Raw genomic sequence first — 17,610 nt, 5'->3', positions numbered from 1 at the left:
ACAGTCAGGATTCTGGCAGGTGGGGGGGAGTTGACTCTGATTTCATTGTGGAACAAATGTAGAACGAAATGGCCGGTTATCGGCCGCATTTTTATCCATAACAGTGCCAGAAGGGAGCTTTTATGTCATGCCCGCCGTCAACCCTACCGTCATTACAGAACTACGTGAGCGGATCGAGGGGATCGAAAATCTTGGTGCCAGAACCCGCACGATCTTGCCCTTCGGTGTGCCCGAAATCGATCGCCGGCTTCCAAAAGGCGGTCTGGCCCTTGGGGCGCTTCATGAAGTGGCCGGTGGCGCCGATGGAGCGATAGATGGAGCCGCCGCCGCGTCATTTTGCGCCGGGATTGCCGCAAGAGCCGGGGGAAGGGTTCTGTGGTGCTATACTCAGGCGGATCTGTTCGCGCCAGCCTTGGCAACGTCGGGACTGACTGAAGATCGGGTTGTGTTTTTTGAAGCCCGTGACGAAGCTTCGATCCTAGGGTGTTTTGAAGAGGCGCTCAGGCACGGCGGTCTGTCTGTCGTTGTGGGGGAGTTGGCCGGTCTGTCGCGCGTGGCATCTCAGCGACTGCAAATGGCCGCCGAATTGACAGGCACGCTTGCTCTTGCCGTTCGGCGCTGGCGACGTCCGGTCGATGCCCGCGATTTTGGTCAACCTACCGCAGCGTTCACAAGATGGCGTGTGACAGAAATCAACTCAGCGCCGATGCCCGTGCGCGGTGTCGGGCGTGCCCGGTGGCAATTGGAACTTATGCGGTGCCGCGGCGGAGAAACCGCAGATTTTGAAGTAGAGGCGTGCGATGAAACGGGTCATATCGGTATACCTGCCGTTCTGGGCCACGGATCGGATGCGACGGGCGATGGGCAATACCGCGCCGTCGGCTGATACGCCCCTCGTGTTGAAAGGGGCGATCGGGTCACGTCGCATCGTCATGGCTGTCGATGATTTGGGTGTGAAGATCGGCGTCCGCATCGGCATGCCCGTGGCCAAGGCCGAAAGCTTGTTTGGCAACCTCACCATCCTTGATGCCGATCCCGTCCGTGATGCGGACGCCCTCGAAAAGCTCGCCATCTGGGCTTTGCGGCTTTATTCGCCCATTGTGGCGGTAGATCCGCCGGATGGACTTGTGCTCGACATAACCGGCGCGGCGCACCTCTATGGCGGGGAGGCCGGCCTGGTCGCCGATCTCATTACACGCTTGGCTGATCTGGGGATTACGGCCCATGTGGCGCTTAGCGATAGCTGGGGTGCCGCCCATGCCCTAGCTCGGTTTGGGCGTCAGGCGCGTTTGATTGTCGAGGCCGGACATTCAGCTGAAGCCCTGCTACGGCTACCCGTTGAAGCCTTGCGTTTGCCACCTGACATGCTGCCCGATCTGCACCTGCTGGGACTGGATACCATAGGCGAACTGGCCGGGAAGCCGCGACCGCCTCTGACCAAAAGCTTCGGGCCAAAGTTATTCAAACGCATCGATCAGGCATTTGGGCGTTTGAGCGAGCCGATTGAACCCGTGGCATCGCCCGAACTGATCCAGGTTGAGCGGGTCTTTGCCGAACCGATTGGCGCACCCGAGACACTTGAGAAATACACACGCCGCCTGACCGATATGATCTGTAATCGCCTGGACGAGAAAGGCCTGGGGGTTCGCCGCCTCGATCTGCATTTTGTCCGGGTCGACAATCACATTGAGACGATCATGGCCGCTACGGCCAAGCCGGTGCGCGATCCTAAGCGTCTAGGCCGACTGTTGTGCGATAAGATCGAAACCGTTAATCCGGGTTTCGGGGTTGACCGGATGAGGTTGGTTGCAGCCCTAACAGAACGACTAGATGCCAAACAGGTGGAGGCGTCGTGGTCGCAGCCGGCTAAGCCTGATGTCGACGACCTGTGGGATATCCTTGCCAATCGCTATGGACCCGACTGCCTATATCGCGCGGTCTCCGTGGCCACGGATATCCCTGAACGCGCGGTCAAGCGCGTGCCGCCGAGCGCAAGCGAAATGGGGTCGCGCCGCAATGCCGGTTACCGTCGGCCGCAGCGGCTTTACCGAAAGCCCGAAGCTATTCAGACCCTGGCGGCCTTACCTGATCATCCGCCCAAAGCGTTTTCCTGGCGTGGTCAGCGCTACCGGGTGGCCTGCGCAGATGGGCCGGAACGGGTATTAGGCGAATGGTGGCGCAGCGATACGGAACTGGGCAAGGTGCGCGACTACTTCATTCTTGAGGTCGAGGGCGGACAACGGTTCTGGGTGTTCAGATCCGGGGATGGCCAGCATCCGGAAACGGGGGGATTAAACTGGTTCCTGCATGGGAAGTTCGACTGATGGCCTATGTCGAGTTTGAATGTGCCTCCTATTTTTCTTTTTTGCAGGGATGCAGCGCGCCGGATGATCTGTTTGCTCGCGCCAAGGCGTTGGGCATGGAGGCGTTGGCCATAGCCGACCGCAATAGCGTCGCCGGTATGGTGCGCGCCCATGTGGCGGCCCGCGAGACGGGGGTGCGGCTTATTGCCGGGTGCAGGCTTGATCTGAGGGATGGCCAGTCACTCCTGGTCTATCCTATGGACCGCGCAGGCTGGGCAAACCTGTGTCGGCTGCTAACTCTGGGCAAGACCAGAGCCGGTAAGGGCAAATGCGATCTCGACTGGGCCGATTTGGAGGACTTTCATGAAAGTTTGCTGGCCATCTATATTCCCGATCAGGCCTGTGAGATCCTAGGCGAGCGTCTGCGCAAGTTCAAAACACTGTTTGCGGATCGTGCCTACATGGCCCTGACCTTGCGTCGGCGTCAGAATGATCACTTACGCCTGCACGATCTGTCAAACCTGGCCCAAACCTGCCGTGTGCCAACGGTTGTCACCAATGACGTGCTTTATCACATTCACGAGCGCGCCCAACTTCATGACGTCGTCACCTGCATCCGTCATCGCTGCACGATTGACGCCATGGGCGACCTGCGAAACCGATATGCCGACCGCTTTCTCAAATCACCCGAGGAAATGCAGCGGCTGTTTGCCGATTACCCTGAAGCCCTGTGCCGGACAGCCGATATCGCGGACCGGTGCCGGTTTTCATTGACTGAGCTGGAATACCAATATCCTGAGGAGCGTCTTCTGCCAGGACTATCAGCCATTGAGGCCTTGAAGCGCCTGAGTTGGGAAGGCGCTAAATGGCGATATCCGGAAGGGGTGCCTAACACCGTCATAGCGCTGCTCAAGCACGAACTGGCACTGATCGATAGCCTGGATTATGCCCCTTACTTTCTGACGGTGAATGCCATTGTCCAGTTTGCTCGTAGCCGCGATATTTTGTGTCAGGGCCGAGGCAGTGCCGCCAATTCCTGTGTTTGTTACGTCCTCGGTATTACCTCCGTCGACCCCAGTCGGAATGAACTCCTGTTTGAACGGTTTATTTCGGCGGAGCGCAAAGAACCGCCGGATATTGATGTCGACTTTGAACACGACCGACGCGAGGAGGTACTGCAATGGGTGTTTAATACCTATGGACGCAACCATGCGGCGCTTACGGCCGTCGTCACCCGGTTTCGCACCCGCAGGGCTTTGCGCGATACGCTCAAGGTCCTTGGGTTTCCTGAAGACACCATTAAGACCCTGGCCTCGCAGATCCGCCATTGGCATTCGTCTGGCTTCGACCCCGCCATGGCCAGGGAGCTTAATCTCAATATGGCGGATCGTCGCCTGCGACTGGCGTTTGAGCTACATCTATTGCTGCTCGATATGCCGCGCCAACTCAGCCAGCATCCGGGCGGGTTCGTCCTGACTCATGACCGCCTTGATGAGCTGGTGCCGATCGAGCCGGCCGCCATGAAAGATCGGCAAGTGGTTGAATGGGATAAGGACGATATCGATGTTTTGAAAATCATGAAGGTCGATTGTCTGGCGTTAGGGATGCTGTCGGCGCTCAAGCGTGGTTTCGATCTGCTGGCTGAGGCCAAAGACCGGTATGTAGATATGGCCTCTATCCCGCCTGAAGACCCTAAAACCTACGCCATGATCCGCCGCGCCGATACGGTTGGCGTATTCCAGATCGAATCCCGTGCGCAGATGGCCATGCTGCCTCGGACGAAACCCCGGACATTTTATGATCTGGTCGTACAGGTGGCAATCGTCAGGCCGGGGCCCATTCAGGGGGATATGGTGCACCCGTTTTTACGGCGAAAGGAGGGGCTTGAAGCGGTGACCTACCCGACCCAGGAACTGGAGGCCATTTTAGGGAAAACGCTGGGCGTACCGTTGTTTCAGGAACAGGCGATGCGGGTGGTCATCGTTTGCGCCGGTTTCACACCCGGACAGGCTGACCTGATGCGCAGGGCCCAGGCTACCTTCAAAAAAACCGGAGGGATCGGGGCTCTGTCGCAGGACATTATCGATGGCATGACAAAAAACGGCTATACGCAAGAGTTTGCCTTAAGCCTTGTCAAACAACTTGAAGGGTTTGGCAGCTACGGATTTCCGGAAAGCCATGCCTTCAGCTTTGCGATTATCACCGAAGCGTCCTGTTGGCTGAAATGCCATCATCCCGATGTGTTTCTGGCGGCTATCCTTAATAGCCAGCCGATGGGGTTTTATGCACCGGCACAGCTTATCCGCGACGCCAAGGCTCACGGCGTTGAGGTGCGCTGGTTCTGCCCGAATGCCTCGCGCTGGGACTGTACGCTGGAGCCGACGGGGCGCCTTGGACGTATGGCGGTTCGTTTAGGCTTTCGACTAATCAACGGTATCAAAAGCAAGGATGTGGCTGACCTTATCCTGGCACGTGGTGAGCAGGCTTATAAATCTATCCCGGACCTATGGCGGCGGGCGAAAACGTCTGTGCCGACCTTGCGTAAACTGGCGCGTGCGGATGCCTTTGAGGCGGCGTTCAAACTATCCCGACCGGATGCGCTCCATGCCATTCGGTCATTGGGCAGCGATGTCCTGCCGCTTTTTGACGGTCTTCTTGATGACACCGGCCGCAGTGAATCCGAGATTAACCCGGCTGAGATCACGTTCCGCCGAATGACGGATGGTGCCAATGTGGTTGAGGATTATAATCAGGTTGGGTTCAGTCGCGGGGCACACCCAATGACCTTTTTGCGATCGGACCTTCAGGCGAAGGGCTATGTGACCTGTGACGAGGCCATGGCTTCCAAAGATATGCGTTACGTTCAGGTCGCCGGCATGGTCACGGTCCGGCAAAGGCCGGGATCGGCCAATGGCGTCATCTTTCTGACTATGGAAGACGAGACCGGTATTTCTAACGTCGTTATTTGGGAAAAGACCGCAGAACTCTATAAACGCGAAGTCTTTGGCTCAAGCCTTATCCTGATTACAGGTCAGATCCAGAGGGAAGGGGAAATCGTCCACCTAATTGCCCGCTCAGTCGCCGACCTGTCGCCGATGCTTGCTGACATAGGCGGACGTGACTTGCCCTTGTCGATGCCCCGTCACCCCGGTGATGAAGCACAACATAGTAGCGTGCTTATTGATGCGCTTTTCACCGAGTCGCCTCCGGGGACGGCTTTGGTGAAAAGTAGGGACTTCCGCTGATGAACTAAAAAGCTACCGTTGGTGTTACAAAGCGATGGTCTCTAACCCGGCCGAAGTAACTTCAACTATGAGCTCATTGATGTTCCGACGCACACCATTTTTAACTCCATGTATTCATCGAGCCCAAAATGAGAGCCTTCGCGACCTAACCCCGACTCCTTTACGCCGCCGAATGGGGCCACTTCGCTTGATATGAGGCCGGTATTGATACCTATCATGCCCGCATGCAGCCCTTCTGATACGCGCCAAAACCGGTCAAGATCCCGCGTAAATGCATAGGCTGCTAACCCTGAACGCGTGGCATTCGCCATTGCCAACGCTTCACGCTCGGACTTAAACCTGAATAGGGCGGCCACGGGGCCGAAAGTCTCTTCGTGCGCGATGCGCATTGTATCATTTGCACCCGTAATAATCGTAGGTGTTACAAATAACTCGCCGGTTGGATGAGGACTGCCACCTGTTAAAATCACGCCGCCCTTGTCGACCGCGTCCTGAATATGCTCGAGTACTTTCGCTTTTGATGTCTGATTAATCAACGGTCCTTGGTGGGTTTCGCCATCTAGCCCATTGCCAACCAAAAGTTCTGAAACTCGAAGAGCGAGCGCTTCAGCAAATCTATCGTAAATTCCATCCTGCACGAGGATACGATTTGCACAGACACATGTTTGACCACTGTTCCTAAATTTTGAGACGATAGTGCCTTCAACGGCCGCGTCTAGATCTGCGTCGTCAAATACTAACAGTGGCGCATTCCCACCCAATTCCATTGAGACCCGTTTCATAGTTGACGCGCATTGGGCCGTGAGCAGCTTTCCAATGGCGGTAGACCCCGTGAAACTAAACTTCCCAATATCCGGGTGTCCGGTCAGGATCGGACCGATAGTTTTGGCATGGCCGGTGACCACATTGAAAATGCCGCCTGGAATGCCGACCTCCAAGGCGAGCTTAGCCAGTGCCAGTGCCGAAAAGGGCGTAAGTTCAGACGGTTTTACGACGATGGAACAGCCCGCGGCCAATGCTGGGGCGACCTTTCGAGCAATCATCGCCGATGGGAAGTTCCAGGGCGTAATCGCGGCGGCGACACCGACGGGCCGCTTGCTCACCATTATTCGTTTATCAGGACTTGTCGCCGGAATGATCTCTCCATATGCACGTTTGCCCTCTTCAGCAAACCATGAAAAAAATGACGCTGAGTAGGCGATTTCGCCGCGAGCTTCAGACAGGGGCTTAAGGCTTTTGCGGTTTCCTGATCAAGATAGATTGTGAGCTGTTGTTTTCTCATGGATTACATCTCCACGCCGTCATCAGGATCCATGCTAGCCTGTCTTGCCACCCGCGCTTGAACGCCTTGCAGTGCCCGCACGCGCTGCATTTGGGCATCTAACTCGTCGAGAACCTTCTGCACGTCAAAGGGTGCCGACGCCGCGCCAGTGCGGGCTTCTTGCACCTCGATGTCCAATGTCGGGTGGATATCCAAGCTATTGGGGGCATCCCCTGCCTGATCGCCACTTGCGGGAGCCTGGCTCATATCGGGAAGTGGCAACCAGCTCCAATCATCGTTTTGGATAGCCGGCCATGAACGCCAGCGCTGATTCAAAAAAATCCAGACGTCCCAGGGCCGGAAACTCATCCAGCATGAGTAGCAGCTTATGACGTTTGGACTTTTGCATGTCCTCGGTCAGGCGTCGTCCGACCTGATTGAGGATCAGGCGTATCAGGGGTTTTGTACGTGAAATATCCGACGGGGGCACCACAAGGTAAAGACTGGTTGGGTGGCGGTTGGCAATCAGGTCATGAATACGCCAGCAGCTCTTAGAGGTGACCTCCGCGATGATGGGATCTCTGTACAGCCCAAGGAATGACATGGCGGTCGATAGGACGCCAGATCTTTCATTGGCTGATTTATTCAGCAACTCACGGGCGGCCGAGGCGACGACGGGATGCACGCCGTCTGCGCCGAGATGAGGCGTCGTCATCATAGCCTGAAGCGTAGATGCGAGGTTTCTCTCTGGGTCTGATAGGAACCGTGCGACACCGGCCAGGGTCTTGTCCTTCTCTGCGTAAAGGACATGGAGTATGGCACCGACGAGTAGTCCGTGGCTGGTCTTTTCCCAATGGTTGCGCTTCTCGAGTGAGCCTTCCGGGTCTACGAGGACATCGGCGATGTTCTGGACATCCCTTACTTCGAATATGCCGCGGCGCACTTCAAGCAGGGGATTGTAGGGGAGTGAGGCGGCATTCGTCGGATCAAAAAGGATGACACGGCCGAACCTTGCCCGAAACCCGGCGGTCAGCTGCCAGTTTTCGCCTTTGATATCGTGAATTATGGCGCTGCCTGGCCAGGTCAGCAGTGTTGGGACTACGAGGCCAACCCCTTTACCTGATCGGGTGGGGGCAAAACATAGGAGGTGTTCAGGTCCATTATGACGAAGGTAACTTTGTCCGACCCTACCCAAAACGACACCCTCGTCACTCAAAAGGCCTCCGGCTCGTATCGCTGGCATCAGCGCCCACCGTGCAGATCCGTAGGTTTCGGCAATCCGTGCCTCACGCGCCCGCCAAACTGACAACATGACCGCACAAAGAAATGAAAGCAGACCGCCTGACGCGGCCATCAGGCCACCCCTGTGAAACACATCAGGGGCGTAGGCGTCAAAGGCGAACCACCACAAGAAAAAATGGAATGGATAGTAGACCGGCCACCCATCAATCCTGAACCAGGGCGCCCCAAGTCCGTCCTGAAAGCCCAATTGCCAAGCTGTCCACTGGCTCGAGCCCCAAACCGCCGCGAGCGTTACAGACAGGCACAGCATGATCTGCCCCCACAGAATGCGCGTTGATGCCATGAGCGTAACTCCATAGTTTACTCTCAGTTTGGCATGCTAGCTGGACCGCTCAAGATGGGAGCGGACCGGAGCGCAATATATGTGGCTACCGGGGGAGAATGCCGGTTTAGACTCTAAAATGATAGATGTTGCGGCCGGACTTGGCCCTAAAGAGACATCTGCTCCTTTGATGCGAACGAAAAAGCGGACATTGCCATGTTGCTCTAAAGTTGGCCATGAGGATAACCCCGATGTCGTCCTGCGGGGTAACCCGTGCTGGAATGGAGTTAGCCTTAAGCTCAGCTTCCAGCTTCTGGACAAGTCGAGCTAAGCGGTCATAAGAGTTGTCATATTCCACTAGGCATTCTGATATCAAAGGCGAAGTCACGGATTCCCCTACAGTACGTCTGGTTGCACTGGGCGACACCTTTGCGGTGCCCCGAATCTGATTATTTACTATATACTTGGCGTTGAAATTCAAAATCGTGAACAAACGTCGTGGGAACTGCGGGGTTTTCGGTGACCTTTTGGCGGGTAGGGATCGAGCAAATGCCGTTTAATAAAAACCAGCACTTCGTGCCGCGGTGCCATCTAAAACCATTTTCAAAGGATGGAGATGGCTTAGCGATTAACTTATTCAATCTGGCGCGCCGTCGGGTTGTAATCGACGCGCCTGTGAAAAGTCAGTGTTCAAGTGACTATTTCTACGGAAAAACGCCCCATTTGGAAAGCGCTATAAATACAGTAGAGAATGGGTACGCCAAAATTCTCCCTACGTTATTACACCCAAACGGGCCAATCACGGGCGCCCAGTCTTTGGTGCTGCGGCGGTTCATGCTGTTACAGTATCTGAGGACTGAGGCCAGAGCAAAAGCGTTCGCAAAGAACGTACTAGCCATGACAAATGTTCCAGCGTTTGACATCGAGGTGCCGGCCTTCAGGGAGGTTCTCGATGAGTGTATCCAGTCCGCAATGCTGGAGTTCGGCGACCGAATGAAGATCGTAGATGACCTCAAAGTCTGTCTCTTGCGCAACCAAAGTAAACTCGAGTTTGTGACCTCTGATAATCCGGCGATTCTAGCCAATCGCTGGCATCAAAACGATGTACGGACGAGAAATCGATCTCTCGGCGTCGGCCGTGCAGGGACCAAATTGATGCTCCCTCTATCGCCCCAGATTTATTGTGTCTTGTACGACGGTGACGTTTACTCGATTGCAAACTCTGGCGGCTGGGTAGATGTGGAAAAAAGCGACGACGTCCGAAAATTGAATGAGCATCAAGTTCTGCATTGCGCTTCCAACATTTACTTCAGGGGGAGCCATACGGGGGAGGAGATCGCGGACTTGTTCGAAAGGGTTGGTCACCGACGTCTGCTAGAACCGATGAAAATCGTTCACTCTGTTCTTCGACATCAAGACGACAAGGGTAAACGATATGACGTCGTTCTAAAAGACGAAATCAAGCAAGGCGAGGAAGCGTTAGTTCATGTTAGTACACAACATCCTATCCCATCAGGATGGCCGAGTTTCCTCAAACGGCGAATCGGAGGTCAAGTGGCGACAAATGGCACATTTGCAGGATACACGCGTCGTTGGTGTGTCGACGAGGGTTTTGTAACTGGAGACGGATACTGGCTTGAAAAAGCGTGATTAACGCGCAGACATGCAAATGCATATCGAGGGTATGCCACGAGTCGTGGCGAGCTATTTCAACCGGGTCAATTCGAACCTGCAGTGCGACGTCGAAGATTTTGCGGAAACGTTGAAATTAGGGGGGGGGACAGAACCATGAGATTTATCCCGGACGGACCAGATATACCCGAAGAGCTTCTGACGGCGCGTGACAAGGGAGAAGTGATATTCTTTTGCGGTGCAGGCGTCTCCCGAGCCAATGCGGGTCTGCCTGACTTCTTCAAGCTGGCAGAGCAAGTCATAGACATTCTAGGTGCCGGCAGACGGAGCCCCGCCCGGCAGTTGCTTCAGAAAGCCAGAGAGACCGGTCGGCTGACGGGAGTCGGTGGGTTGATTGCGGCAGACCGCGTATTCGGACTTCTCGAGCGTGAGTTTGAAGTTTGTGACGTACGTGAAGCCGTAGCTGCCGCGATTAGACCGGCGGAAGGCTGTGACCTGACCGCTCACAAGGTAATTCTTAATCTGGCGCGAAACCGGAGTGGCGTTACAAGGCTTGTAACCACAAACTTTGACCTGCTGTTTGAAGCGTGCGACGCGACGTTGGTCGCGAAGGGACCACCGCACCTTCCCGATCCGAGAAACGACAAAGAATTTCAGGGAATTATCCACCTTCATGGAAAGGTGACGCTGGACTATGCATCGCCGGATGACGAAGAGTTTGTCGTCTCAAGCGCCGACTTCGGTCGAGCCTACTTGGCCGACGGCTGGGCAACAAAATTTATCCAGTCTCTCCTCCAACGCTATTACATTGTTTTCGTGGGCTACACGGCCGATGACCCGCCAGTGCAATACTTGTTGGAGGCCCTCAATCTCGATGCAAAGAGCCCGAGACGCATGTTCGCGTTTCAGGAGGGAGATCATACAGAAGCGAGTGCGCTGTGGGAGCGCAAGGGCGTCACAGCAATTCCCTTTCCGGAAGGTGATTTTGCCTCGTTGTGGAGCACTCTCGCCGCATGGTCTGTTCGCGCCCGTGACCTCGACGCGTGGTATGCGAAGTTATTTGAAATGGCCTCGGTTGGGCCGTCCGCTGCGGGTGCGCATGTCCGAGGTCAAATACTAAGTTTGGCAGCGACTACCGAAGGGGCGACCCGGATTGCGAGGGCCGGCCCACAACTGGATGCCCGGTGGCTATTGGTTTTGGATTCTCACCAGCGGTATCTGGACCCCTCGGATCGAAGTTACGTGAAAGACCAAGCGACGTGGTTCGATCCGTTCCACCACCTCTCTGTCGATACCGATCCATCGCCCATGATCAATGATGTCGCCAATCCTTACGACAGGCGAAAGGTTCCGGGGCAAGCGGTCGACGTTCTTATCCCCAGCAGTGCTGACGTCGGCGGAGCCCCGTTCGGCGCTTTGCGCAGCGAGAAACCGATCCTCAGCGAACTGCCAATACGTCTTTTTCAGCTGGGTCAGTGGTTTGTTCAGGTAGCGCACGATCCGGTGGCTGTCTGGTGGGCGGTACAACAGACCGCGCTGCATCCCAAGATCAGAGATCAGCTCGAATGGCGGATGAGGCAGGCAAATGACCTCTTTCCTACGGAAATTCGTCGGGCCTGGCGCTGGTTGCTAACAGCGTGGGCTGACGAACGAAAGGATCCGGATAGTCTGCAGCACCTTGTACTGTCACAGGTGAAGGCAGAGGGGTGGTCGCCTTCGGCCGTCCGATCGATTGCCCTGACACATCGGCCCAAGTTCACGGTCCAGAAATCTTACGGCCTTGTTCACCCGCTTGAGTGGGAGGGTGGCGGCCCGACTGATCAGTTGTTGAAGTTAGATGTCGATTACCCCCATTCTCATCGCCGCACCTCCTTCCCCCCCGAAATGTTGCCATACGCAACAGCCCAATTCCGATCGAATATCGATCTGGCGATTTCCATGGAAGCCGAGGTTCGAGGGAACGAGCGTCTGTATTTTCGAACTCTCGTGGGCGACCAAGGTGAGGTCGGATTCGGCCAGGATCTAGGGGACCTGACGGGCTTGGTCACAAACTATCTCCACATTGTGGATGAGTGGTTTGATGCCGATGCGGCCTCCGCCAAAAGAGAGATCGCTCTATGGCCGGTGCAGGATAATCAAATCTACGCGCGCCTGAGGATTTGGGCTGCGGGACAGGTAAAGGCGACCACTTCAACGGAGGCCGCAGACATCATTCTTGCCCTGTCCGATGAAGCATTTTGGTCAGAGAGCCACACGAGAGAACTTTTGTTTGCTCTTCGGCAGAGATGGCAGGACCTAGATGCCGTAGCTAGGGAGGCAATTGAGAACAAGATCCTGCATAGCTCGCAGATGTGGCCAGAGTCGGTGTCCGGCGGGGTGGAAAGTGCCGAAGCATACTATCGCTTGCAACGACTAAACTGGCTATCGAAGAACGGTGTCGATCTCAGTTTCGACTACGAAGAAGTGGTCAATGGACTTAGGCAGTTGGCGCCCGACTGGAAGGATGATGCGCGCGATGTAGCGGAAACCAACGTGATGCGGGTGGTGTCTATAGGGGAGGATAATGATCCGGGCTCACTCCTGACGGTCCGCATCAAAGAAATTGTTGAAGAGGCACGGCGTGCCGGGCATTTCGATTTTTGGAGCCAGGTCCGTAGGGCGCCGTTTCACGGACTCGTCGAGTCGAAGCCGAAAAGAGCGCTGAAGGCGCTATCTATCGAAGCCAAGTCGGGTCGGGGCGCGCCTCGTGAGTGGGCTGATTTCCTCTATAATAATGCCCGTGTTCAGGACAGCCCGCGTATGAAGTCTGTGGTGGCTGGCCGGTTGATCAGGCTTCCCGCACTTGCTCTTGCCGAAATATCGCATCCTGCAGCGACGTGGTTCGCTAACAATGCGGGTTACTTTTTCAACGAGGGGCAAGAGTTTTTGCCGCAACTCTGGGAACAGCTCATAGCGGCCCTATGGAGCATGGAACCCCAAGACGATCATAAGGTCGACAGGAGTTGGGCTGACTCCGCTATAAATGCGGCGGTCGGGGAACTTGCAAAAGTTTGTCAGGCGGAACGAGGACTTGGGGAAATCGGCCAAGGCGACGGTCTAACGTTGGGAATGAAGCAGCGGTTTGATGACTTGCTGTCTTTGCCGGGTGTAATGCGTAGCCAAGCTATCGTCATGATATCGCGTCAGATCAAATGGCTGGATTACGTAGACCCGGTATGGACGCGGTCAACCATTGCGCCGCTCGCGTCTGATAGTGGCAATGACGGGGACGCATTTTGGGAAGGGCTGCTTTGGGCGGCCGTGGTTCCGAGTAAAGACCTTTACCTCATGCTCAAGGCTGGGCTGCTCGAACGCAGCGCACGGTACGATGAACGATCGAGCTTTAGTCAAAATTATGCTGGTATGGTTTTGGCCGGATGGGGCGGGGCGCCGGATGAGATTGAACCCGAGCGTCTCGTTACCAACGAGGAAATGCGTGAGTTTCTCATAGTTTGCGGAGATGACCTGAGGTCTCAGGTGCTCTGGAATCTACGGCACTGGTCAAAAGACCCTGGATCATCCTGGCATCACCGCCTGATTTCCTTCCTGACTGAGGTGTGGCCTAAGCAACGAAGTGTCAAAACGCAACGAGTGGCTAATGATCTGATCGAATTGGCCATGGATAGTGGAGACCTGTTTCCCTCGATCGTTTCACTGGTCTGCCGTACCGTAGTGCCTGCAAGCCGTGCCCGAATATACGGGATCGCCCAGGAAAAAAGTGATTCGAAGTACCCCGCTCGTCGTTATCCAAGCGCGATGTTGGATCTACTGTGGGCGACCTTGGGCGAAGACTCTGCAGAATGGCCCTACGATATCGATGATGTTTTTGCCATCTTAGAGGAAGATCCAGCGGTGCGGGACGATGGGCGATTTTCTGAACTACGGCACCGAAGGGTGGGGTGAACGAAGGTGAAAGATGATGCGGAATTGTGCCCAGCGTCGACGAAGATCGGCGCCCAGCGGCAATAGCGTGTATCCTGGGCCGCACAAATTGCATTGTACTTCGGTACGTGGAGAGTGAGTACGCGTCGCTCTCCGGCCTATAAATGCAATCTTGGTTTCAAATAGACCTCTAATCATCAAAGCTGCAGCGTCATCATTTCGTGGCGAGCCGTTGCCTGGCGCACCCAGTGTCAGCCGTCCGTCCGCTTTAGGGAGCGGTTCGAGTTTCCGATAAGAATAACCGCTTGGGGCGTGCAGACCGAGTTGCAACCGTTGGCCCTTAGCAGAACTCGCAACGGTAAGCAGCATTTGGAATGCGGAAGTCTGCGTATGCGTTCCGTGTAACGCGCAACTCGGCCGGTGTTCGACACATTCATGTTCGTTGTGTGCCCCTAGAGGTCGTTTTCCCAGTTAAAAAATGACTAGTGTAATGCCGGGCGAGCCATACAATGAATGGTGATGTCGGGAAAACGACGTTCTGCCTTGATTAGGACGCTATCATTAAAATTCGTGTTTTTCCTGTTGGTTCCGAGACTTAATGAAGCGAAAAACTAATTGGTGAACCCGATTCCCAATAAAGAATCTCTTAGGGTGTTGGGGGCGAAAAGAGAAACCACGGAACGCGATTGGGAAAAAGAAGGGCAGCTAACAGGCAACGGAAATGTTCGGCGTTTCCGGCCGGTTGGACCACGGCTTCCTGTGGCCAAGCGCTCTCGATCTCCGCTACCGTCCAGACGTCGAACCCGACTCTGAAGACAATACTCGATCCGTCTTGCATCAGGTCTTCGGCGAACTGATCGAGCCGTCTCGGCAGGAAGGCGATGAGCGACTCGCGATCCATTAGGTGCATCGCCTGGTCTACTTCTCCCTCCAGCCCGAACCACGTACTCGCACGAATCAGCATGAGCGCGAATTCCGATGGTCTGGCGCACAGCTGCGACGCTTCCGAGAAATCGCCAGCCGACCGCGCCAGAAGGTAATCAAAGACTTGTTCAGGTTCTATACTGGCGCTCGCTGATTTCGCACCCGTTTGCAACATGCTCACCGATAGGGTTCGGAGGACGCGCTCTCCGATTGGTTCAAGACACGATTTCTTTATTGCGGAGAGCCACACTGCAATAAATGGCGCTTGCGTCTCGCTCATAAAAACAACTGATAATGCATAATGCTCCAGGATCGCATGCGAGATGCGCTCCAAACGCAAGCGAGAGGCGCTATCTTCTTCGAATCCGGACCGATAGAGGTGCGCTAGTCCGGCCCATCCGAGGATTCTGCTGATGCGTAATGGCAGGTAGAATAAGCCCGCTAAGCCGTCCCGCGATCGCATCAGGGCGAAGCGATCAGCTTCGACATCGGCCCATATTGCATCGAGGGTATTTTCGACCTGGGTAACCACGCGCTCGAGAAGAACGTCGCCCCCCTCTAGCGACCCTATGGCTTCCGCGAAAGGTAGAGTGGCGACCACGCCGGTGGCGGCCACCTCGACGGGTATGAAACCATCTGCTAAGGCGCTCGCCTTGAGGACGGCAGGATCAAGAAACCGTTCGATCAACGCGCGTTGTTGATCCGGCTCTCCCTGCAGGGTGTCCAGTAATGGCGCCATGGCGTCGAGGAAGGCGCGCGAGTCCCAGTCGTGCTCCAGACCTGCGTAGAGACGCCAAAGTGCAGGCATCTGGAGGCGCATACTGTCAGATGCTACGGAATGCGGCCAGCTTGCTAGGCTTGCGCGGGCAACGGCGTCGGCATCCGTACGTGGATTTCGGCAGAAACGCTTTGGTCCAAACAGGTTTAACCCCCAGACTACTGGGCTTTGTTCGGGGGTATCGTAGAGCGCAACTGACACCGCGCGTCCAATGTCAATCAGATCAAGGAAGGGGGATGTGTCGTCAATAAAGGTTGCACCATTAATGCAGTCGAGAACAGCGTTGGTTCCAATGCCGCCGCTCGGTGTATCGCCTGCGCTTTGATTGCGCGCCGACGTAGCGAGCAGGGTAATGCCGGGCGTTCCGACTGCCCCAAGGTTCTCAGGCTTTAGCAGCGCGTTGAGGTCGGCGATCAGGCCACCGCTTTCGCATGCGTCGATGATGATATTGGACTGTGCCGGTGCCTGTTCGCCTAGCATCGTAAAGAGCTGACCCAGCGGTAGGGCGCTTCCGGACAGAAGCCCATACTGCGAATTTGACACAGCCATATAGAAACTACCGTTCTTAACGGCGCCGTGGCCGGCGAAAACGAACGTAAAGCTATCAATTGGCGTCAGGTCGGCAAAAATATCGGCGAGTGCTTTCATTACCTCGGACAGTTGAGGAGAGAGCAAAAGCCGACTTCCGGCCGCATCGTAACCGCCTTTGTCCGGGTCAGTGAGGACCTCGAACATTCGGCGGGCATCGACTTCTGCGCCGTTTAGCGGCGTCAAATGAGCATAACGGTCGCAGCCGATCGCGAGCACAACGCGCCGACTCATTGTTGCAGACCTTTGAAGCGTTGTCGGCGTTCAACTTCGCGCGCCAGCGCGGACCCGCTCTTTTCCTTTATGACGGCGTCCCATTCGTCTCGGAACGATTGGGGTTGATTGTCGAGGTCACGCCTCATGGGTTCGGCGCTGCCGGGTCCGACAAGGATCTCCGGCAGGGTGACTTTGCCGTTACGATCCACACTGAACTCCACTTTCCGCAAGGCATCGAGCATGGCTTCGGCGTTGTTGGCGTAGTCAAGGGCGGACACCGTGTTTCCCACGCGATCACAGGACGCGGTCACCCCCGAAAATAGCATTTCATAGAAGTTGCGCGTCATGGCGTCGTGGAGATGCTGCAGCGCCTGCGGCAGGAGTGCGAGGTTCTGCCCAATGATGTCCTCGAACTTCGTTTCCATGATCGCGGAGGACTCTTTCAGCTCTGATCGCGGCAGGTTCGGCGAGGCGGGGTGGAAGGAGGAGCCTCCGTGTTGATAGTTCTGTAGGTTATCCTGACCGATGACTTCGCTGGCGATCTCCTGATGAAGATTGTTCATGCACTTCGCGAAGGTCTTGGCGAACGCGTGCTGCTCCCGCCCAAACGCGTAGTAGAGTCGAGGATGTGATGACGCAGTATCCGATGTCGTGTCGTCCAAGGCTGACCTGTTTGTTAATGCTGGTCGGCGACTCGCTTCGCCAACTTATTCTCACCTTGCTACTCTAGCGTTATTCACACTGGCAATCTATGCCGAGCTGTCTCCGCCCATCTCACGAACATCCGAAAAAGCCTCCGGCAACTTAGCGTCGCACGTCAAGTATCTCAATTCGCTCGAAGATTGCAATGCCCGTGCACTAGGCTCAACTAATGGGGGCCGTTGCGTTCTACATCTGAGTAAAGTCCGGTTGCAGGGTTTGCCAATCCTTATCTCGCGTGCAAATATCGGGCGCGAGCTGGCCAGTTACATTACTGCTCGACGCCAGCATGAACGCGAGCAGCCGCAACAATCTCTCGCTAGCACATTAATACTATGGTTTATTGCCTGTGTAGTGTTCACGAACCTTAATTTCCAACCGCCAATGCTAACGTTGCCATCTCCTAACCAAGCAACCTTTATATTGGAGGTGAAATGGCTCGCTCTGCCAATGTCTGCTACCGGGAAGTGCGCATGTTG

The 17,610-nt window shown here is 55.6% G+C and carries 9 protein-coding genes and 1 pseudogene; 5 read left to right on the top strand and 5 right to left on the bottom strand.

The window, feature by feature from the left end:
• Positions 1–127: 127 nt before the first annotated feature.
• Genes PQU98_RS05435 through PQU98_RS05425 form a run of 3 tightly spaced genes read left to right on the top strand, consistent with a single transcriptional unit; the run spans position 128 to position 5,548 of the window.
• Positions 128–886: an ImuA family protein gene (locus PQU98_RS05435; RefSeq protein ID WP_272743877.1), complete on the top strand. Its 759-nt coding sequence runs from the start codon at positions 128–130 to the stop codon at positions 884–886.
• Complete coding sequence (locus PQU98_RS05430; RefSeq protein WP_272743876.1) at positions 801–2,324, top strand: DUF6504 family protein; 1,524 nt, start codon at positions 801–803, stop codon at positions 2,322–2,324. Before PQU98_RS05435 ends, PQU98_RS05430 begins: the two co-directional genes overlap by 86 nt.
• Positions 2,324–5,548, top strand: a complete 3,225-nt coding sequence (locus tag PQU98_RS05425) for an error-prone DNA polymerase (RefSeq protein WP_272743875.1) — start codon at positions 2,324–2,326, stop codon at positions 5,546–5,548. Before PQU98_RS05430 ends, PQU98_RS05425 begins: the two co-directional genes overlap by 1 nt.
• 65 nt (positions 5,549–5,613) lie before the next feature.
• Here the strand turns inward: PQU98_RS05425 and PQU98_RS05420 are convergent, their stop codons facing one another.
• The 3 genes and pseudogenes from PQU98_RS05420 to traG form a co-directional block, all read right to left on the bottom strand.
• Positions 5,614–6,771 (bottom strand): NAD-dependent succinate-semialdehyde dehydrogenase, encoded by a 1,158-nt coding sequence (locus tag PQU98_RS05420; protein WP_272744490.1) that lies wholly within the window; start codon positions 6,769–6,771, stop codon positions 5,614–5,616.
• A gap of 62 nt (positions 6,772–6,833) precedes the next feature.
• Complete coding sequence (locus PQU98_RS05415) at positions 6,834–7,025, bottom strand: hypothetical protein (RefSeq protein ID WP_272743874.1); 192 nt, start codon at positions 7,023–7,025, stop codon at positions 6,834–6,836.
• An 88-nt stretch (positions 7,026–7,113) separates the two neighbouring features.
• A pseudogene (traG, locus tag PQU98_RS05410) lies at positions 7,114–8,394 on the bottom strand (IncP-type conjugal transfer protein TraG); the annotation flags it as partial.
• 528 nt (positions 8,395–8,922) lie between these two features.
• On the opposite strand from traG, the gene PQU98_RS05405 reads away from it, so the two are divergent.
• The gene (locus PQU98_RS05405) at positions 8,923–10,023 is read left to right on the top strand and encodes a DUF4238 domain-containing protein (protein ID WP_272743873.1); all 1,101 of its coding nucleotides are present in this window, start codon (positions 8,923–8,925) and stop codon (positions 10,021–10,023) included.
• Between the two features lie 138 nt (positions 10,024–10,161).
• The gene (locus PQU98_RS05400; RefSeq protein WP_272743872.1) at positions 10,162–13,947 is read left to right on the top strand and encodes an SIR2 family protein; all 3,786 of its coding nucleotides are present in this window, start codon (positions 10,162–10,164) and stop codon (positions 13,945–13,947) included.
• A gap of 625 nt (positions 13,948–14,572) precedes the next feature.
• Here PQU98_RS05400 and PQU98_RS05395 read toward each other — a convergent pair.
• Positions 14,573–16,450: a caspase family protein gene (locus PQU98_RS05395; protein ID WP_272743871.1), complete on the bottom strand. Its 1,878-nt coding sequence runs from the start codon at positions 16,448–16,450 to the stop codon at positions 14,573–14,575.
• Positions 16,447–17,094 (bottom strand): hypothetical protein, encoded by a 648-nt coding sequence (locus PQU98_RS05390; protein ID WP_272743870.1) that lies wholly within the window; start codon positions 17,092–17,094, stop codon positions 16,447–16,449. Before PQU98_RS05390 ends, PQU98_RS05395 begins: the two co-directional genes overlap by 4 nt.
• Between the last annotated feature and the right edge of the window lie 516 nt (positions 17,095–17,610).

It is taken from the genome of Asticcacaulis machinosus (genome assembly GCF_028550435.1).
Lineage (GTDB): Bacteria > Pseudomonadota > Alphaproteobacteria > Caulobacterales > Caulobacteraceae > Asticcacaulis > Asticcacaulis machinosus.
This window is presented reverse-complemented; position numbering and strand designations above follow the sequence as displayed.